At 73.5% G+C, this 18,435-nt stretch carries 23 protein-coding genes; 17 read left to right on the plus strand and 6 right to left on the minus strand.

The features are described from left to right. The first annotated feature begins 6 nt into the window (after nt 1-6). From ruvX to HOO61_RS14815, 9 genes are read left to right on the plus strand one after another with little or no spacing between them, the layout of a single operon-like run. Entirely contained in the window at nt 7-474 is a 468-nt protein-coding gene (ruvX, locus tag HOO61_RS14775) for a Holliday junction resolvase RuvX (RefSeq protein WP_172259650.1), read from the plus strand. Continuing rightward, nucleotides 467-1,657 (plus strand): endolytic transglycosylase MltG, encoded by a 1,191-nt coding sequence (gene mltG, locus HOO61_RS14780; RefSeq protein ID WP_172259652.1) that lies wholly within the window; start codon nt 467-469, stop codon nt 1,655-1,657. The genes ruvX and mltG overlap by 8 nt, the downstream gene beginning before the upstream one ends. After that, nucleotides 1,651-2,505, plus strand: a complete 855-nt coding sequence (locus tag HOO61_RS14785; protein ID WP_367650190.1) for a shikimate dehydrogenase — start codon at nt 1,651-1,653, stop codon at nt 2,503-2,505. Before mltG ends, HOO61_RS14785 begins: the two co-directional genes overlap by 7 nt. Nucleotides 2,506-2,513: 8 nt before the next feature. Continuing rightward, entirely contained in the window at nt 2,514-3,251 is a 738-nt protein-coding gene (locus HOO61_RS14790; protein ID WP_172259654.1) for an A24 family peptidase, read from the plus strand. Between the two features lie 12 nt (nt 3,252-3,263). Next, a complete protein-coding gene (gene aroC, locus HOO61_RS14795; RefSeq protein WP_172259656.1) occupies nt 3,264-4,442 on the plus strand; it encodes a chorismate synthase in 1,179 nt (392 codons plus the stop codon). A 13-nt stretch (nt 4,443-4,455) separates the two neighbouring features. Further along, the gene (locus HOO61_RS14800; protein WP_172259658.1) at nt 4,456-4,956 is read left to right on the plus strand and encodes a shikimate kinase; all 501 of its coding nucleotides are present in this window, start codon (nt 4,456-4,458) and stop codon (nt 4,954-4,956) included. After that, the gene (aroB, locus tag HOO61_RS14805) at nt 4,953-6,146 is read left to right on the plus strand and encodes a 3-dehydroquinate synthase (protein WP_172259660.1); all 1,194 of its coding nucleotides are present in this window, start codon (nt 4,953-4,955) and stop codon (nt 6,144-6,146) included. Before HOO61_RS14800 ends, aroB begins: the two co-directional genes overlap by 4 nt. Continuing rightward, on the plus strand, nt 6,143-6,931 hold the full coding sequence (locus tag HOO61_RS14810) for a DUF402 domain-containing protein (protein ID WP_172259662.1): 789 nt from the start codon (nt 6,143-6,145) through the stop codon (nt 6,929-6,931). The genes aroB and HOO61_RS14810 overlap by 4 nt, the downstream gene beginning before the upstream one ends. Further along, nucleotides 6,928-7,359 carry a type II 3-dehydroquinate dehydratase gene (locus HOO61_RS14815; protein WP_172259664.1) on the plus strand — a complete coding sequence of 144 codons (432 nt, stop codon included), beginning with the start codon at nt 6,928-6,930 and terminating at the stop codon, nt 7,357-7,359. Before HOO61_RS14810 ends, HOO61_RS14815 begins: the two co-directional genes overlap by 4 nt. On the opposite strand, the gene HOO61_RS14820 is transcribed toward HOO61_RS14815, so the two are convergent. Together HOO61_RS14820 and HOO61_RS14825 are read right to left on the minus strand one after the other, a co-directional pair. Next, nucleotides 7,356-8,135: a helix-turn-helix domain-containing protein gene (locus tag HOO61_RS14820; protein WP_172259666.1), complete on the minus strand. Its 780-nt coding sequence runs from the start codon at nt 8,133-8,135 to the stop codon at nt 7,356-7,358. The genes HOO61_RS14815 and HOO61_RS14820 overlap by 4 nt on opposite strands. 13 nt (nt 8,136-8,148) lie before the next feature. Next, nucleotides 8,149-8,568 carry a hypothetical protein gene (locus tag HOO61_RS14825; protein ID WP_172259668.1) on the minus strand — a complete coding sequence of 140 codons (420 nt, stop codon included), beginning with the start codon at nt 8,566-8,568 and terminating at the stop codon, nt 8,149-8,151. Between the two features lie 104 nt (nt 8,569-8,672). Between HOO61_RS14825 and HOO61_RS14830 the strand changes: the two genes are divergently transcribed. Further along, entirely contained in the window at nt 8,673-9,512 is an 840-nt protein-coding gene (locus tag HOO61_RS14830; RefSeq protein ID WP_172259670.1) for a PhzF family phenazine biosynthesis protein, read from the plus strand. Nucleotides 9,513-9,700: 188 nt separating this feature from the next. Here the strand turns inward: HOO61_RS14830 and HOO61_RS14835 are convergent, their stop codons facing one another. Beyond that, entirely contained in the window at nt 9,701-10,468 is a 768-nt protein-coding gene (locus tag HOO61_RS14835; RefSeq protein WP_172259672.1) for an HpcH/HpaI aldolase/citrate lyase family protein, read from the minus strand. 65 nt (nt 10,469-10,533) lie between these two features. After that, complete coding sequence (locus HOO61_RS14840; RefSeq protein WP_216658913.1) at nt 10,534-11,079, minus strand: N-acetyltransferase; 546 nt, start codon at nt 11,077-11,079, stop codon at nt 10,534-10,536. 115 nt (nt 11,080-11,194) lie between these two features. On the opposite strand from HOO61_RS14840, the gene HOO61_RS14845 reads away from it, so the two are divergent. From HOO61_RS14845 to HOO61_RS14870, 6 genes are all read left to right on the plus strand, one after another. Further along, nucleotides 11,195-11,956, plus strand: a complete 762-nt coding sequence (locus HOO61_RS14845; protein WP_216658914.1) for a histidine phosphatase family protein — start codon at nt 11,195-11,197, stop codon at nt 11,954-11,956. Continuing rightward, the gene (locus HOO61_RS14850) at nt 11,949-12,821 is read left to right on the plus strand and encodes an NAD(P)H-hydrate dehydratase (RefSeq protein WP_172259674.1); all 873 of its coding nucleotides are present in this window, start codon (nt 11,949-11,951) and stop codon (nt 12,819-12,821) included. Before HOO61_RS14845 ends, HOO61_RS14850 begins: the two co-directional genes overlap by 8 nt. A gap of 92 nt (nt 12,822-12,913) precedes the next feature. After that, complete coding sequence (locus tag HOO61_RS14855) at nt 12,914-13,102, plus strand: hypothetical protein (RefSeq protein WP_172259676.1); 189 nt, start codon at nt 12,914-12,916, stop codon at nt 13,100-13,102. Next, nucleotides 13,099-13,434: a hypothetical protein gene (locus tag HOO61_RS14860; protein WP_172259678.1), complete on the plus strand. Its 336-nt coding sequence runs from the start codon at nt 13,099-13,101 to the stop codon at nt 13,432-13,434. Before HOO61_RS14855 ends, HOO61_RS14860 begins: the two co-directional genes overlap by 4 nt. A 31-nt stretch (nt 13,435-13,465) precedes the next feature. Next, nucleotides 13,466-14,173: a hypothetical protein gene (locus HOO61_RS14865; RefSeq protein WP_172259680.1), complete on the plus strand. Its 708-nt coding sequence runs from the start codon at nt 13,466-13,468 to the stop codon at nt 14,171-14,173. 59 nt (nt 14,174-14,232) lie between these two features. After that, nucleotides 14,233-15,369, plus strand: a complete 1,137-nt coding sequence (locus HOO61_RS14870) for a hypothetical protein (RefSeq protein WP_172259682.1) — start codon at nt 14,233-14,235, stop codon at nt 15,367-15,369. A gap of 23 nt (nt 15,370-15,392) precedes the next feature. Here the strand turns inward: HOO61_RS14870 and HOO61_RS14875 are convergent, their stop codons facing one another. Next, on the minus strand, nt 15,393-16,778 hold the full coding sequence (locus tag HOO61_RS14875; RefSeq protein ID WP_172259684.1) for an HNH endonuclease signature motif containing protein: 1,386 nt from the start codon (nt 16,776-16,778) through the stop codon (nt 15,393-15,395). A 75-nt stretch (nt 16,779-16,853) separates the two neighbouring features. Beyond that, nucleotides 16,854-17,504, minus strand: coding sequence for an SDR family oxidoreductase (locus HOO61_RS14880; RefSeq protein ID WP_172259686.1), 651 nt, complete (start codon nt 17,502-17,504; stop codon nt 16,854-16,856). 50 nt (nt 17,505-17,554) lie between these two features. Here HOO61_RS14880 and HOO61_RS14885 point away from each other — a divergent pair, with 50 nt between their 5' ends. Continuing rightward, the gene (locus HOO61_RS14885) at nt 17,555-18,370 is read left to right on the plus strand and encodes an aminoglycoside phosphotransferase family protein (RefSeq protein WP_172259688.1); all 816 of its coding nucleotides are present in this window, start codon (nt 17,555-17,557) and stop codon (nt 18,368-18,370) included. Nucleotides 18,371-18,435: the final 65 nt, after the last annotated feature.

The raw sequence follows: 18,435 nt of genomic DNA on the forward strand, positions 1-18,435 counted from the left end.
CCGAGAATGCGGTTCGGAGTGCGGCTCGGCGTCGACCCGGGGGATGCCCGGATCGGCGTGGCGAGCAGCGACCCCTCCGGCTTCCTCGCCACACCGGTCGAGACCGTGCGCAGCGGGAAGGGCGACGTACGCCGGATCGCGCAGCTCGTGAGCGAGCTCGAGGCGGTCGAGGTCGTGGTCGGGCTGCCGCGCTCGCTCAACGGTTCGGAGGGCCCGGCGGCCGAGAAGGCGCGTGCGCTCGCCGGCCGGCTGGCCCGCCGAGTTGCTCCCGTGCCTGTCAGGCTGTGTGATGAACGACTGACCACCGTGTCGGCCGAGTCGATCCTGCGCGAGCAGGGTCGACGCGGGGCCAAACGACGCGCGGTGGTGGACCAGGCAGCAGCGGTGCTGATCCTGCAGACTGCACTCGACACGGAGCGGTCGAGCGGACAGGCACCGGGAGAGATCGTCGAGGTGGCGGAGACAGATGACTGAGCGCGGGACCGAACCCGACGAGGTGGCGTACGACGACCCCCAGGACGACTACCAGGACGACCGCGAGTACGTCCCGGGAGGCAGGCGGCGCAAGGGCCGCGGCCTCAAGGGCTGCGTGGCCGTCCTCGTCGCGCTCGTCGTGCTCCTCGGGGGCTTCTACGTCGCGCTGACGCAGGGCGTCTCGTGGGTCGCCGACCAGTTCCAGGGTCCCGACGACTACCCCGGGCCCGGCACGGGCTCGGTCGAGTTCACCGTCAACGAGGGGGACACGACCGCCCAGATCGGTCGCAACCTCAAGGCTGACGGCGTCACCAAGTCCGTGCAGGCCTTCATCGACGCCGCGGCCGGCGAGCCCGACGCGGCCGGCATCCAGGTCGGCGCCTACGAGCTCCAGAAGGAGATGAAGGCCGCCGACGCCCTCGAGGTCCTCATCGACCCCGACAACCTCATCGGCTTCCCGACCGTCACGATCCCCGAGGGCCTGCGGGTCACCGAGATCGTCTCGACGCTGGCGGAGAACACCGACTTCCCCGAGCAGGCGTGGAACCGCGCGCTCCAGCAGCCGGACAAGATCGGGCTGCCCGACTACGCCAACGGCAACGCCGAGGGCTACCTGTTCCCGGCGACCTACGAGATCAAGCCGGGCATGAAGCCGGTCCGGGTCCTCAAGATGATGGTCGACCGCTGGCGCGAGGCCGCCGACGCCGCGGGCCTGGAGGAGCGGGCCGCCGAGCTGGGCAAGACGCCCGGCGAGCTGATGATCATCGCCTCCCTCATCGAGGCCGAGGGCCGCGGCGACGACATGCCGAAGATCTCGCGCGTGATCTACAACCGCCTCGACGGTCCCGGCGACAAGGGCGGCACCAACGGCACGCTCGGCATCGACGCCTCGATCGCCTACGGCCTGGGCCTCTCGCCCGGCTCGACCGAGCTGACGCCCGAGCAGCTGGCGGAGGACACTCCCTACAACACCCGCATCAACGCCGGCCTCCCGCCGACGCCGATCGAGTCGCCGGGCGACGACGCCATCGCTGCCGCGGCCAACCCCGCCGAGGGCGACTGGTACTACTACGTCACCGTCGACCTCGCCACGGGTGAGACGAAGTTCTACGAGGACTACGACGGCTTCCTCGAGGGACGCGACGAGTACAAGACCTACTGCGAGACCTCCGACCGGTGCTGAGCCGGCGCTGCGGCGTGCTGGGCGACCCGATCGCCCACTCGCTGTCGCCGGTGCTGCACCGCGCGGCGTACGCCGAGCTCGGTCTGGACTGGACCTACGACGCCCACCGGGTCGCCTCCGGTGGGCTCGGGGCCTTCCTGGCGGGACTCGGTGAGGAGTGGCGGGGGCTGTCGCTGACCATGCCGCTCAAGCGCGAGGCGCTCGCGCTGGTCGACCGGTTCACCGACCGGGCGCACCTGACCGGCGCGGTCAACACGGTCGTGCTCGAGGACGACGGCAGCCGCTCGGGTGACAACACCGACCTGCCGGGTGCGGTCGCCGCGATCCGGGAGCGTACGACGTCCCCGCTGGCCACGGCGGCCGTCCTCGGCGGCGGCGCCACCGCCACGTCGGTCGGGCTGGCGCTGGTCGACCTCGGCGTCCGGACGATCACCGTCGCCGTGCGCGACGAGGCCCGCGCGGAAGATACGTTGACCGCCCTGCGCGGGCACCCGGCCGGGCCCGAGGTGCACGTGACGTCCCTCGCCGGCGGACAGTGGAGCGCCCGGCCCGACCTACCGGCCGCCGGCTCCACCGTCGACGTCGTGGTGTCCACCGTCCCCGCGTCGGCACAGACCCCCGAGCTCGTCGCCGCCTGCGCGGACGTGCCGGTCGTCTTCGACGTCCTCTACGACCCGTGGCCGACCCCGCTGGCCGCCTCCACCGACGGGCGGGTGCTCGTCGGCGGGCTGGACCTGCTCGTCCACCAGGCCGCGCTGCAGGTCGAGCTCTTCACCGGCCTGCGCGCGCCGCTCGCCACCATGCGAGAAGCAGGCGAACGCGCCCTCGCGGCGCGCAGTGCCGGTTGAATGTTCCCGTGACCGACACCGTGCTCGCCGCGCTCGTCGCTGCCCTGCTCGCCGGGCTCGGTGGCCTGCTGGTGCCGAGGCTCGTCGCCCGGGTGCCGGAGCCCGCCCCCCAGGATCCCGCTCCCGAGCCCGCTGACGAGGCCGACGAGCCGCCCAAGATGCTCTACGCCGACATCGCAGCCCGGCCCGGGCTCGCGTGGCGGAGCGCGCTGGTCTCGGCCGCCGCCGGCGCGTTGCTCGGCGCCGCCACCGGCCTTGACTGGCCGCTGGTGTGGCTGGTGCCGCTGACCCCGGTCGCGGTCGCGCTGTCGGTCATCGACTGGCACACCCGGCTGCTGCCCCGCGTCATCGTCCTGCCCGCCACCCTCGCCGCGGTCGTCGCGGTCACGGTCGTGGGCCTGGCCACGGGGGAGCGCGACGCCCTGGTGCGCGCCCTCGTCGCGATGGTGCTCGCCCGGTCGTTCTTCTGGGTGCTGTGGTTCGTCCGGTCCGCCGGCATGGGCTTCGGCGACGTCCGGCTGGCGGCGCCCGTGGGGCTGGTGCTCGGCTGGGTCGGCTGGGGCGCCCTGGCGATCGGGTTGTGGGCGAGCTTCATGCTCTTCGTCCTCCCGGCCCTGACGGTGATCGTCGCCCGGCGCGACCGCAGCCTGCTCAAGAGGTCCTTTCCGTTCGGCCCGTTCATGGTCGGCGGGGCCCTCGTGGGTCTCGTCTGGGGGACCGCGCTCGCTGGGCGCCTGTGGGGCTGAGAGACTTCACGCATGCTCCGATGGCTTACAGCAGGCGAGTCCCACGGTCCCTCGCTGGTGGCGATCCTCGAGGGGCTGCCCGCCCACGTCCGCGTCACGACCGACGACCTCGCCGACTCGCTGGCCCGGCGCCGGCTCGGCTACGGCCGCGGTGCGCGGATGAAGTTCGAGCAGGACCAGGTCCGCGTGCTCGGCGGCGTGCGCCACGGTGAGACCCAGGGCGGCCCGGTCGCCATCGAGGTCGGCAACACCGAGTGGCCGAAGTGGGAGAAGGTCATGTCGGCCGACCCCGTCGACCCCGTCGAGCTCGAGGCGCTTGCCCGCAACGCCCCGCTGACGCGGCCGCGCCCCGGCCACGCCGACCTCGTGGGCATGCAGAAGTACGCCTTCGACGAGGCCCGTCCCATCCTCGAGCGCGCGTCCGCCCGCGAGACCGCCGCCCGCGTCGCGCTCGGCCGGGTGGCGTCCAACTTCCTCGAGCAGGCCGTCGGCGCGCGGATCGTCTCCCACGTCGTCTCGCTCGGAGGCGTCAAGGCGCCCGCCGGCGTCGTACCCGCTCCTGACGACGTCGAGCGGCTCGACGCCGACGAGGTCCGCTGCCTCGACCCCGACGCGAGCGCCGCGATGGTCGCCCGCATCGACCGGGCCCACAAGGACGGCGACACCCTCGGCGGCGTCGTCGAGGTGGTCGTCCACGGCCTCCCGCCGGGCCTCGGCTCGCACGTGCACTGGGACCGCCGGCTCGACGCCCGGCTCGCGGGCGCACTGATGGGCATCCAGGCGATCAAGGGTGTCGAGGTCGGCGACGGCTTCGAGCTCGCCGACACCCCCGGCTCGCTCGCGCACGACGAGATCGTCACGACCGACGACGGCCTGCGGCGCACGTCGGGCCGCTCCGGCGGCACCGAGGGCGGCATGTCCACCGGCGAGGTCCTGCGGGTGCGCGCCGCGATGAAGCCGATCGCGACGGTGCCCAACGCGCTGCGCACCGTCGACGTCGCCACAGGTGAGGCGACCGTGGCCCACCACCAGCGCTCCGACGTGTGCGCCGTCCCCGCCGCCGGGATCGTCGCGGAGGCGATGGTGGCGCTGGTGCTCGCCGACGCGGTGGTGGAGAAGTTCGGCGGCGACTCGGTGCGGGAGACGCGGCGCAACGCCGCGTCGTACCTCGACACCCTGCGATTCCGATGAGGGGGCTTCGCTGATGGCTCCTCGTGTCGTCCTGGTCGGCCCGATGGGGGCCGGCAAGACGACGGTCGCCGGCCTGCTCGGTGACGCCTGGGACCTGCCCGTGCGCGACACCGACGCCGACATCGAGGCGCGCACCGGGCGGGAGGTCTCCGACATCTTCGTGGAGTCGGGTGAGGACCACTTCCGTGACCTGGAGGCCGCTGCGGTCGCCGCGGCCCTCGCGGAGCACGACGGGGTCCTGGCGCTCGGCGGGGGTGCGGTCCTGCGCCCCGAGACCCGCGAGCTGCTGGCCGGCCTGCCGGTGGTGTTCCTCCGGGTCGGTCTGTCCGACGCGGTGAAGCGGGTCGGCCTCGGGGTGGGGCGCCCGCTCCTGCTGGGCAACGTGCGCTCGCGCATCAAGGCGCTGCTCGACGAGCGCACGCCGGTCTACGAGTCGGTGGCGGCGCACACCGTCGACACCGACGGACGTACGGCGGACGAGGTGGCGGCCGAGGTCCGGAGGCTGCTCGGATGACCAAGCGCCAGACCCGCAAGCAGCAGCAGCGGTCCCACCAGCGGTCCCACCAGCCTTCCCAGCAGCCGGCCGGCGCTCCCGAGGCCTCGCCGTCCGGCGACACGGTCGTGCACGTGGGTGGTGCCTCGCCCTACGACGTCGTCATCGGTCACGGGCTGGCCGGGCGCCTGCCCGGCCTGCTCGGTACGTCGGTCGAGCGGGTCGCGGTGCTCTACGCCGGCACGCTCGGAGGGCTCGCCGACCCGGTGGTCGACGCCCTGGTCGAGCACTACGACGTCCTTGCGCTCGGGCTCCCCGATGGCGAGCGCGCCAAGACCGCTCCCGTCGCGTCCGACTGCTGGGAGGCGTTGGGCGAGGCCGGCTTCACCCGCTCCGACGCGGTCGTGACGATCGGCGGGGGAGCCACGACCGACCTGGGCGGCTTCGTCGCCGCCACCTGGCTGCGCGGCGTACGTGTCGTGCACGTGCCGACGACCCTGCTGGCCATGGTCGACGCCGCGGTCGGCGGCAAGACCGGCATCAACACGGGCGCCGGCAAGAACCTGGTCGGGTCCTTCCACGAGCCCGCCGGGGTGCTGTGCGACCTGGCCCTGCTGGAGACGCTCCCGCACCAGGAGCTCGTTGCGGGGCTGGGCGAGGTCGTGAAGTGCGGCTTCATCGCCGACCCCGCCATCCTCGACGTCGTCGAGCGCACCGACCCGGCCGCGCTGACCTGGGACTCCGCCGAGCTGCGTGAGCTCGTCGAGCGGGCGGTCCGAGTGAAGGTCGACGTCGTCGTCGACGACCTCAGGGAGACCGGCGGCGCCGACGGCCACCCTGGTCGCGAGGTGCTCAACTACGGCCACACCCTCGCCCACGCCATCGAGCGCACCAGCGACTACACCGTCAGGCACGGCGAGGCCGTCGCCATCGGCTGCGTCTACGTCGCCGAGCTCGCGGCTCGTGCCGGCTCGCTCGACCCCGCGCTCGTCGAACGGCACCGCGCCGCGTTCGGCCGCGTCGGGCTGCCGACGTCGTACGACGCCGCGCCCTTCGACGACCTGCACGCGGCGATGAAGGTGGACAAGAAGGCACGAGGCTCCCAGCTGCGCTTCGTCGTGCTCGACGACCTCGCCTCCCCGCGGATCCTCGCCGGGCCGGGCGAGGACGACCTGCGGGCGGCCTACGCCGCGATAGCCTCCGGCCGGTGAGCGAGACCACGGGGGAAGCGACGGCAGTCAGCGAGTCCGGCGGTTCCATGGTCCGCCTCGTCGGAGCAGCCACACCGCGGCCCGTCGACCTGTCCCTGCTCGAGGCGGAGCGCAACGTCGGCAACGACTGGCGCGACGCCGGCACCGCGCCCTACCAGGCGCCTGGCGACATCGTGCTCTGGCACTACGGCCGGAGCATCGCGCCGCTGAAGGTCGTCCGCGACGACGAGCGCGGACTGGTGGCCTGGTTGGCAGAGGGCACCGAGGGACTCGACTGGCGACCGGCCGACGGCCGGTCGACGCGCGAGGTGCCGTTGTCCGAACGCTTCACCGTCGCGCTCGCGCCGGTGATCTCGCCCTGGCTGGGCGGGGGCGTGCTGCGGATCGTGCCGACCGGACGCCCCTGGTCGGTGTGGCTCTTCTGGGAGGACGACGGGGCGTTCGCCGGTCACTACGTCAACCTGGAGCTGCCGCACCGGCGATCCGACGGAGCGACCGCGACCCGCGACCTGACCCTCGACCTGTGGCTGGAGCCCGACGGCGTCCTGTGGCTCAAGGACGCCGACGAGGTCGAGGCTGCTGTCGCGTGCGGCCGCTACTCAGTCGAGATCGCGACCGAGATCCGGGCGGTCGCCGAGTGGGCGCGGGCCGAGCTGGTGGAGGGACAGGACTGGCCCCTCGACGAGGAGTGGACGACCTGGCGCCCGCCCGCCGACTGGTCGGTCCCGGCGCTCCCGGACACCGACGAGGTCCGACGCGCCCGCGCCACTACGCTGCGCCCATGACGAAGGTCCTCGTCCTCAACGGTCCCAACCTGGGGCGGCTCGGTCGTCGGCAGCCGGAGATCTACGGCTCGACGACCCACGCCGAGCTCGCCCACCAGTGCGTGGAGTGGGGGCGGGCGCTGGACCTCGACGTCGAGGTCCGCCAGACCAACCACGAGGGCGAGCTGCTCGACTGGCTGAACGCCGCGGCCGACGACGGCGTGCCCGTCGTGCTCAACGCCGGTGCCTGGACCCACTACTCCCTGGCCGTCTGGGACGCCTGCGCCCAGCTCACCGCACCGCTGGTCGAGGTGCACATCTCCGACCCGAAGCAGCGCGCCGAGGCCTTCCGCCACACCTCCGTCATCGAACCGCACGCGGTGGCCACGATCGCCGGGCAGGGGATAGACGGCTACCGCCAGGCGCTCGAGCTGCTGGCCCGCGCCTAGCCCTGGCTGAGGAGCGCCCGGGTGGCGGCGTCGGCGGGGTAGAGCGCCTCGATCGCCAGCTCGGCCACCGTGACGTCGCCCGGGGTGCCGAAGACGGTCGTCGTGGTGAGGAACGACAGCACGTCGCTGCCCGATCGCAGCCGCAGCGTGAGCACGATCCCCGGTGTCGGCTGCGGCCTCCGGACCGGGAAGTCCGACAGCAGCGCTGCGAGCCGCGGGTCACCCGTCGTGTCGTGCTCGTGGCGGATCCGCGACATGATCGCCGCGCGCCACTCGTCGAGGTTGGCGATGCGGGGCGCGAGCCCGCGCGGGTCGAGGCTCAGCCGTACGACGTTCACCGGGGGCTCCAGCAGCTCGGGCGGCACGTCCGCGAGCAGGCGGTAGGCGGCGTCGTTCGCCGTCACGAGGTCCCAGCCGCCGTCGATGACGAGCGCCGGGTAGGGCTCGTGCCCGGCGAGGATCTGCTCGAGCGCGTCGTTGACCTCGGCCAGCGCGGGCGCGCCGAGCGGCAGTTCGGACGTGTCTGGGACGAACCCCGCCGCGGTGAAGAGCCGGCGGCGCTCGCGCAGCGGGACGGCCAGCGCCTCGCTGAGCTGCCCGACCATCGTCGGGCTCGGCCGGGCCTTGCCGGTCTCGATGTAGGACAGGTGCCGGGTGGAGACGCCGCACTGGTCGGACAGCGCCTGCTGGGACAGACGGCGGCGCTGCCGCCAGTGCCGCACCAGCGCGCCCACGTCGGTCGGCGCCGGTGCGTCGAGAGGGGCGTCGAGGGTCATGGCGGTCACTGTGTCAGCCCTTCCGTGCCAGCCACACCTGTCCCGCGGCGAAGACACCGACGACGAGGGCCTGCAGGACGGTCCAGGCCACTCCGATCGTGGTGAGCCCACCGAGGAGCGCGTAGTCCAGGCTGGCGACGACCCAGACGATGTTGAGGGCGGCGAGCGCGGCGACGCCGCGTCGCGGGATCGGGCGTCGGGTGGCGAGCAGTGCCACTCCCGCGGCGACGAGGAGGAGGAACCCGCCGAGGGAGCGCACGAGGGTCTCGGGCGCGCCGAACCAGCCGGCGAGCCAGCCGCCGGCGACGGCGTACGCCAGTCCGTTGACACCGGTCATGGCGGCGTCGGCGAGGAGGAAGGGGCCGGCGACGGGTGTGGTGATCCCGCGGCGGTCGTGTGTCGTGGCGGTCCGGGTCTGCTGTGTGGTGGTCATGGCCCAAGGCTGGTCGCGGTGGCGCCGCGGGGCCATGACGTGGGAGGTCATGACCGGGCGGCGCCGGGCCCGGCGCGCCGCCGCACCTGTGCTTGGATCGGCGGGTGCTGCCCTTCCGCCAGGTCGATGTCTTCAGCGCCGAGCCGTGGCTCGGCAACCCGCTCGCGGTCGTGCACGGCGCCGACGGTGTGACCGACGAGGAGATGGCCCGCTTCGCGCGGTGGACCAACCTGTCCGAGACGACGTTCCTGTGCGCGCCGACCGACCCGGCCGCCGACTACCGCGTACGGATCTGGACGACCGGCGGTGAGCTGCCGTTTGCCGGCCACCCCACCATCGGCAGCGCCCACGCGTGGCTGGAGGCCGGGGGAGTGCCCCGCGGCGACGTGGTCGTTCAGGAGTGCGGCGCCGGGCTGGTCGACGTACGACGCTCGCCGCGGCTCGGCTTCGCGGCCCCGCCGCTGCGTCGATCCGGGCCCGTCGACGCCGAGCTGCGGGCACGCATCGTCCGCGCGCTCGGCGTCACCGACGCAGCCGTCGAGGACATGGCGTGGATCGACAACGGTCCGGGCTGGGTCGGTGTCGACCTCGGGACGGCCGACGCGGTCCGCGCCGTCGTTGCCGACATCCCCGCCTTCACCGACCTCAAGGTGACGGTCCTCGGTCGGTGGGACGCCGCCACTGCCGCGGAGCTCGGCGCCGACGTCGAGGTGCGCGCGTTCTACGCCGACGGCCGGGAGTTCGGTGAGGACCCGGTCACCGGCAGTGCCAACGCCGGGCTCGCCCAGTGGCTGATCGGCACCGGTGCGCTGCCGTCGTCGTACACCGCGCGCCAGGGCAGCGTCATCGGCCGCGAGGGTCGGGTCCGGCTGGACGCCGTCGACGAGCACGTGTGGGTCTCCGGCGACGCCGTCACCCGGATCGTCGGCGAGGTCGACCTGTAGGCAGGTCGGCGCTGAGGGACTCGCCCGACGGTCGGCCGTCCAGACACCACCCTCAGGTGGGGATACAGCAGGGGCGGGGGCCGCCTAGCCTCGTCCCGACATCCTCGAGCAAACGGGGGACCTGCGGGGGAACGCCCCTGCGGTCGCTCCGTGGGGGTGCGACCGCAGGGGCCTCGCACCGGCTGCGTCTATGGCTGCCCGCCGGATCGCCACTGTGCGGTCTGCCGCACGAAGCCCTGCAGGGCGAGGACGTCGAAGCCGTGCCACAGCAGCCGGTAGCCCTTCTCGACCAGGCGTTGCGTCTGCTTCGGGTCGAAGGCCGCGCCACTGAGGGGGATGCCCGCCGCGATCGCGACGCGCTCGATGTGGTCGACGGCCTCGAGCACCTCGGGTGCGTCCAGCTGACCGGAGACGCCGAGCTCGGTCGAGAGGTCGAACGGTGCGACGGTCAGGCAGTCGATCCCGTCGACCTCGCAGATGGCCTCGAGGTTCTCCACGGCGCTGCGGGTCTCGATGAGGAGGGTGCAGATCGTCTCGCGACCCCGGACCTCGAGGTAGTCGAACAACCCCACCCCCCAGCGTGCGTGGGCCACAAAAGGTCCCCACCCGCGCCGCCCCTCCGGTGGGTAGCTGACCAGCGCGACGCACTCCGCGGCGGACTCGGCGTCGGTGACCAGCGGGAAGACGATGCCCTCGGCGCCGGCGTCCAGCGCCGTCTTGACCAGGCCCTCGTCACGCGCGGACACCCGCACCCACGGGGAGCACGCAGTGCCGGCCGTGCTGGCGATCATCGCGTGCATGCTCTCCGGCCCGATCGGACCGTGCTCCTGGTCGATCAGCACGACGTCGGCGCCGGCGGCGGCGAGCGCCTGCGTCGCCACGGCGGACGGGATGAGGTTCAGGAACCCCGCCATCGGCTCGTTCCCGTGCTGCAGTCGCTCCCTGACCGTGCTCATGGCTCCCGACCTCCGTCCCGTCCATGCTGGCCCTCGCGGCGGTCGGTGTCCACCGTCCTGCGAGGTCAGGGTGGGGCAGCGTCGAGAGGTCGTTCACGCACGATGTCGTCCTCCCAGACGTCGCCGATGCGGAACCTCTTGATTCCCACAGCCTCGAAGCCGTGGCGGGCGTAGAACGCGTTGGCGCGGGCGTTCTCCTCACTGGTGCCGAGCCAGACGCCTGCGGCCTGCCTGGCCCCGGCCGCGGTGAGCGTGTGCTCCATGAGGAGATCGGCGGTTCCCGAGCCGTGGTGGTCGGGGTGGACGTAGAAGCGCATCAGCTCGACGGTGGGGCGGCGTCGGACCACGCCCGCGACGTCGGGGTCGACCGGCTCGCCGGCCACCAGCACGGCGTACCCGACGGGATCGTGGACGGACTCGGCGAGCAGGACGGTGCAGGAGGGGTCGGTGAGGTGCCGTCGGAAGCTGCCCGGGTCGAGCCGGCTCGCGATGTACGACGTCATGACGGCGGCCGGCGTCCGTGGGGTGCACGCGAGGGGGAAGGTGAGCGCCGCCAGCCGAGCCAGTCCGTCGGCGTCGGTCTCCATTGCTCGGCGTACGGTCACGGGCACGCCGGCAGCGTACGTGGAGCGGCGGAGCGAGCGGCGGCGCATCCGGGCCGCGGTCACGGGGTAACGAGGTCGACGACGACGGACCACGATCGACGACGTACGACGAGGAGGCACGGTGGGCCTGACGAGGCAGTTGCAGTCAGGGCGCGGACCCGACGAGCTGGTGCTGGTGCGCCACGGCGAGAGCGCCGGCAACATCGCCGACACCGAGGCCCGTGACGCCGATGCCGAGCGGCTCGAGCTCTCGGCCCGCGACGCGGACGTCGAGCTCTCCGACAACGGGGCGCAGCAGGCGCGCACGCTGGGCACGTTGATCGGGGGCCTGCCTGACGACGAGCGCCCCGATCTCGTCGTCAGCTCGCCCTACCGACGGGCGTTCGACACCGCACGCACGGCACTCGCCGACCTCGACATCGAGCTGCTCATGGACGAGCGGCTGCGCGAGCGCGACCTCGGGCTGCTCGACGGCCTGACCGGCAAGGGCATCCGATCCCGCCACCCGGAGGAGGCGAAGCGCCGCTCGCACGTCGGCAAGTTCTACTACCAGCCGCCATCCGGCGAGAGTTGGGCCGACGTGGTGCTGCGGGCGCGCAGCCTGCTGGCTGACCTGCGGGAGGGGTACGACGGCAAGCGGGTGTGGCTGTTCACCCACCAGGCCGTCATCATGTCCTTCCGCTACGCGCTGGAGGGCCTCGACGAGGCCGAGCTCCTCGAGATCGACCGCACGACGCCGATCCCCAACGCGTCCGTCACCCGCTACTGCCGGCGTCCCGACGGGCTCATGCTCGAGACGTTCGCCGACGACGCGCACCTCGAGCCCGGCCCGGCCGCCAGGACCGACGAGGACGACCAGGCGGGCGAGGCGCCCGATGCCTGACCCCACGCTCGTCGACGCCGCCCTGCTGCGGGACTGGCCGCTGCCCGACCTCGGCTCCGACAAGGAGGACCGCGGCCGGCTGGTGGTGGTGGCCGGCAGCCGCGAGACCCCGGGCGCCGGTCTGCTGGCGGCCGAGGGCGCCTTCCGGGTGGGCGCGGGCAAGATCCACCTGGCCACCACGACCTCGTGCGCCACCGCCCTCGCGGTGGCCGCGCCCGAGCTCATGGTGAGCGGGCTGCCCGAGGGCGCCAGCGGGTCGCTCGACCCCGAGGGGTCCGACGAGCTGGTCGACTGCGTCGACGGGTGCACGGTGCTGCTCGGCCCCGGCTTCACCGACCCGGACGCGTCGGACGCGCTCGTGCGTCGGACAGTGCCCCGGCTCGGTGGCGCGGTCGTGCTCGACGCGCTGGCGACGGCGTACGTCACCGACAACCACGAAGAGGTCGCCGCGCTCGACGCAACCGTCGTGCTCACGGTGAACCCGGGCGAGCTGGCGCACTGCCTCGGGATCGCCGAGGACGAGGCCTCCGAGGACCTCGAGGGCCACACGGCCCGGCTCGCCGCGCGCACGCAGGCGATCGTCGTCTGCGGCGGCCCCGTGAAGGTCATCGCCCGCCGGGACGAGCTCTGGCGGGTCGAGGCGGGCAATGCCGGGCTCGGCACGGCAGGCTCCGGCGACGTCCAGGCGGGCATCGTGGCCGGCCTCCTGGCCCGCGGCGCGGGCCCCGCGCAGGCCGCCGTGTGGGGTGCCTTCCTGCACGCGACGGCGGGTGACCGCCTGGCCGAGCGGGTCGGGCCGGTGGGATACCTGGCTCGCGAGCTGCCCGGCGAGCTGCCCGGGCTGCTCGCCGAGCTGAGCGGCTGACCGACGACCGGTCCAGACATCCGTAGTAATGCTGATGCGACCGCATCGGGGCCCCGGTCACACTCGAGGTGCGACGACAGGGGAGGAAGACCATGGGAAGCGTCCTGAGCAGGAGCGCCCACGCCGATCAGCTGGAGGCCGAGGTCCGTGACGCGATGTGCTGCGTCCCGACCGACCGGTGCTGGGAGTGCCAGGTGAAGCTGGGCGAGGTGCGGGCCGCCCGTCGCGATGCCCTGCTCCACACGATCAGCACGGTCCGACCGCGACGGCCCGTCTGGTGATGGTCCGAGACGGCGCGGCCGGCGCCGGCAGCGGCGTACGCGTCCCGCACTCGGTCGCCGCGCTCAGCAGGCACGAGCGGCGCGAAGCCGCCCGGGACCGCGCGATCCGCGAGCTCGGCGACGACGTCGAGCCGGCCCTCGACCTGATCGAGCTGCTCGAGCTCGCGTGGCACGACGTCCACGGGGACGTCGCACCACCCGGCGAGGTGCTCGAGGACGTCTGGCTGGTCGCCGCGGGGGACGTGGGACGGCTCGCCTCGGCCGCACGGCTCGCCGTCACCGACTGGCGCGACCTCCGTCTGGCGGCCGACGAGGTGCGCGCAGGCGGCTGAGCCGGCGCCGACCGTCTGGTTGGATCGCGGCATGACCGAGTGGGCGTCCCTGCAGCACGCCTACGGCACGGCCGAGGACGTGCCCGACCTCCTTGGTGCCGCGGAGGAGAGCAGCGCTGAGCACGGCCCCGCATGGGACGAGCTCTGGAGCAGGCTCTGCCACCAGGAGACCGTCTACACCGCGAGCTACGCGGCGCTGCCGCTGCTCGCCGACATCGCCGGACGTCACGAGCCCGCCGGCTACGTCGCGGCGCTCGACCTCGCGGCGGCCATCGTGGCGTCGACGGACGGACCCACCGACCCGGCGGCTCTGCGTGCCGAGCACGCAGAGACGGTCGCCCGGCTCCGCGACCTGGCCGAGCGGAACATCCCGCACGCCGCGACCGACGCCGAGCTCGTGTACGGCCTCCAGGCGCTCATGGCCTTCGAGGACGGCGGCGTCTGGCAGCGACAGCTGAGCCACGTGGCCGACGGGGAGCTGCCCGTCGTGTGTCCCCACTGCCGCACGTTCCTGCTGCTGGACCTCGACGGCGGCGAGCTGGTCCCCGCTGACGGTCCCGACCAGGGCACACCCGTGCACCCCGCCGAGCCCGCAGACGGCTCCGTCGGCGCGCGCCTGATGGCCCTGTGTCAGCAGGCCGGGCGGCCGGGTGTCGAGGCTCGACTGCGGTATGCCCTCGGCAGCGTGACCTGCCCCGCCTGCCGTACGACGTTCGCGGTCCCCGACGCGCTGGCCTGACCCGTGCTCCACAGCGGGGGAGGACACCGTGTTCGGCCGATTGTGCAACAGTCCGGTCCATGGGGCAGTTGCGCGTCGACAGCGACGAGATCGAACGCCATGTCGCTGCTGAGCGCAGCCGTGGACACGAGTCGGTGGGCCTGTTGGTCACCATGCCGGGTTCGGACCCCGAGCGCCTCGCGCGACACGTACGGACGGTCCTGCGCGAGATCCCGGGTGGTGTCGCGACGTACCCGACGAGCTTCGGCTGCTACACCCACGTGCGCGAGGCGTCGGCCTGTGGTGCGGCGGTCGAGGGGCTTGCGGCGTCCGTCAGCGGGGAGGCCCTGCCGAGCGAGGTCGAGGTCCGCGTCGCCCCGCCGCGGCCTGCTGCCCGCAGCTGGTGGTCGGTGCTGCGCGACGGACAGAGGCCGCGGCCGGCGGCGCAGATGGGCTTCAGCCTGACGCCTGTCCTGTGGGACAGGGACCGCGATCCGAGCGGCAAACCCTACGGGGGCTGGGGCGTGGCGAACGACGTCACGCAGCGCTTGGTCGAGCACGCGGGTCCGTGGGTGAGCGCCTCCGGGGAGGAGGGAGAGGCCTTCGACGGGCCTCGGAGGATCGCGCTCGCCGCGGACGACGCGGTGGGCGTCATGGGCCGGATGGCCCGGACCTCCTTCCCGGGCTTCGACACGTGGTTCCCGGAGCCCGGGCGCGGTGACGGCGGACGGGACGTCAGCTTCGGCTACTGGGGCCAGGTCGCCTACGTGCGCGCTGGAAGCCACCTCGACAACGCCGCGGTGGCGCTCGAGATGGCCGAAGTGCTCCGCCATCACGCCGCGGACCTCGACGTCGGCGCGGTGCGCCCGGGACAGGTCGGGAGGACGGGGAACTTCGGGTACGTCGAGTCCCTCTGGCTGGAGAATCGTCACCTCTGGACCAGTCACGTCCAGCAGCCGAACGCCATCCAGGTGCTCACTTCAGCCCACGTGGAGCGCGCCCACGACCTGTCGTCGTGGGCGGTCGAACGAGTCGCTGAAGATCGCTGGCTGGTGGCCACCCCCGACCTCGGTCCGTGGTTCGACCACGCGGGCGACGACGACGCACAGAACGTGCCGCTGGACGTCATGGAGAGCGCCGTGAGCGACTTCGGCGACATGCTCCTGACGCCCGAGGTCGCCGCGGCGCACCCGCTGCCATCCCGGACCGGGGACTGAACCGGAAAGGTGGAAAACACGCCTCAGGTGCGAGGGACGTTGACCGTGCCGCGTGGGGTCACGAGGACGGTGAGTCCGGCGGGGCCGGTCCAGAGGTAGGTGCCGGGGTCGATGCGTTCGTAGCTCCACGACCCTGCGGTCTTCGCTCGGTGGTGGCGTCGGCACAGCGGGGCGAGAGTCGCGGGAGTGGTCTGGCCCGGTGGGCCGCCGTCGCCCGGATCCTCGAAGGCGTCGCGGTGGTCGAGGTCGCACTGGCGGGCGGATCGGCCGCACCACGGGAACGTGCACGTCTCGTCGCGCAGACGCACCTGTTCGGCCATCCGCGGGGGCGGGTCGTGCCGGTCGACGGACCAGCGGTCGTCGGCGGCCACGTGCAGCACGGGCTGGATGGTGACGCGCGAGCGGCCGGCCCACTCCCGGACGAGGCCGAGGGTGACGGGCCCGATGCTCTCGGCTGAGCCGGTCGCGGTCGGGTCGCCGGCGACGACGTCGGTGAGCGAGGCGTGGAGGTAGAGCCGGACCTTGGTGTCGCGCCGCGCGAGCGCCGTCTCGCGGGCCTGCTGCTGGTAGGCGGCTTGGTCTGCGGCGGAGTCCCCGGTCGCCACGAGGCTGGTCAGGTCGAGCCGGGCCTGGGCGTCGGCGATGACGCCTAGTGCCTTTGCCTTGCGGACACCGAGCTCGTCGGTGTCGCCGAGGGCTCCCAGTGCTTCGGCCTCGGCGCAGACGACGTCGTGGAAGCGGGTGAGGTCGAGGGTGTCGCCGGCGGCGCGGAGCTCCGAGGTGCCGGCGGAGCGGTGCGGGTCGGGGTGGGTCAGCACGACGTCCCAGGTGTCGCGGGCGCTGCTCTCGCGCCGGGTGAGGTCGTCACCGTCGCAGCGGGCGGCGGCCTCGGCGACGAGCCGGTCGAGCGCGGGGACACCGAGCGAGGACACCCGGCCGGCGACCTGCCGGTCGAGCCACCTGGCCGCGTCGAAGGAGAGGTGGCGGGTGCGGGTGGCGACGCGGCGGGCCTTCCACACGGGGACGAGCTGGGCGCGAGCGTGGTCCCACAGCAGCGGGAGCCGGTGGTGGAGGTCGAGGGTGTCGGCGAGCAGGGCGGACGCCGAGGTGGGGGAGCAGCCCAGCGCGACGGCGAGCGGCTCGGGCGTGAAGGCCGCCACGGCCGGCGTGCCGGGCCCGCCCAGGCTCTCGGGAGCGGTGAGCACGGCCGGGAGCATCGGCCCGGCGGGTGTCTCGCAGGCGTCGAGCGCGGGGTGGGCGATCGCCCACTGGTAGGCGATGCGGAGCTTGTGCACCTCGGCCTCGCGCAGCAGGGCCTCGACCTCGGACGCCTCGGTCAGCAGCGCACCCTCGGCGAGGTCGGCCAGGTCGTCGACGCGCTCCTCACTGAGGTGTCCGATGCTCTCCATGGATCAACTCAACCAGAGCCCACCGACAGTGGCGCCCGGCTCGGGAGCGGGCTGTGGAGGAGCGGTCGCGGTGCCTCAGAGCGAGGCGAGCCAGTCCTCGATCGGCACGTCGCCGTCGCCGAAGACGAGGGTCTTGCGGTGGGCGCGCGGGTCGGCCAGCACGGCGAGCGCGACCTGGGCGACGAGCTCGCGCGAGGTGGTGTCGCCGTCGCCGGAGCGGGCGTCGGGGTTGACCGAGCCGCGGCCGGGCTCGAGGGTCAGGCTGCCGGGGCCGAGGATCGTCCAGTCGAGCCCGGAGGCGCGCAGGTGCTCGTCGGCTGCGATCTTGGCGTCCTGGTAGGGCCGGAACGCATTGTCCTCGGGGACCAGCGAGTCGTGGTTCGCACCCGAGAACGACACCATCACGTAGCGGCCCACCCCCGCGTTCTGCGCCGCGTCCATCGACCGGATCGCGGCGTCGCGGTCGACGGCGAAGGTCCGCTCCGGGTCACCGCCGCCGGCGCCCGCCGACCACACCACGGCGTCCTGGCCCGAGAGCAGGTCGGCGAGCGCGTGGGTGTCGGCGTCCTCGACTGAGGAGACCAGTGCGGTCGCGCCCGTCGCCTCGACGTCTGCCACGTGGTCGGGATTGCGGATGACCGAGGTGACCTCGTGCCCTGCCTCCACGAGCATGGGGGCGAGGAGAAGCGCGATCTTGCCGTGTCCGCCGATGATGGTGACTCGCATGCGGTCGACGCTACAAGGGGCCGGGTTGGCAGGCGGCTAGGTTGGCGCGGGTGCAGTCCTCCACCCACGACCTGACCATCGGCGCCACGGAGGTCCGCAAGGCGTTCGTCGCCGACCACGAGGCGCAGGCCGAACGCGAGTGGGCGTGCCTCACGCTCCTCGCCGAGCACGCTCCGGGCCTGGCGCCGCGGCCGCTGCGGCGCGAGGACGGCGAGCGACCGGTGATCGTGATGGAGCGGCTCCCCGGCGCGCACCTCGAGCCCCGACCGCTGACGCCGGACCGGACCCGTGCGCTGGGGGCCGCGCTGCGCCGGCTGTACGACGTACCGGTGGAGGCGGTGCGCGACGCGGGCATCGGCCCGCGGAGGTACGACGCCGAGGCCCTGGCCGCCGTGCTCGTGGAGTGGCTCGCCGACGACTACGACCTGGGGGAGTGCCGCGACCCTGACCTGGTCGCCGACGCGCTCGCCCACGCCCGGGCGTACGTCGCCGCACCGCCGCTCCCCGAACCACGGGCCACCGCGCTCGGCATCGCCGACCTCAACCCGGCCAACGTGCTCGTGCACGAGGGAACCGTGCGGGTCGTCGACTTCGAGGACGGCGGCCTCAGCGACCCGGCGTACGAGCTCGCCGACCACGTCGAGCACCTCGGCAGCCGCCTGCCCGGCGTGTACGACGTCCACGCGCTGCCGACGGCGGTGGGCCTGGACGCCGAGGACCTCGCGCGGATGGCGGCGTACCGTCCGCTGCTGGCGGCGTTCTGGCTGGCCATGCTCCTGCCCGGCAACGGCGGGTGGCGGCGCAACCCGCGCGGCACGACCGAGGCACAAGCCGAGCATTTCATGGCTCTCGCGGGCCACGACTAGACTTGCGCGTCGGCGCGGGGCCACGGCCACGCCGCCCGCACTTTCTTTGACAACTCGACGAAGGC

It is taken from the genome of Nocardioides sp. zg-1230, assembly GCF_013155335.1.
Taxonomy (GTDB): domain Bacteria; phylum Actinomycetota; class Actinomycetes; order Propionibacteriales; family Nocardioidaceae; genus Nocardioides.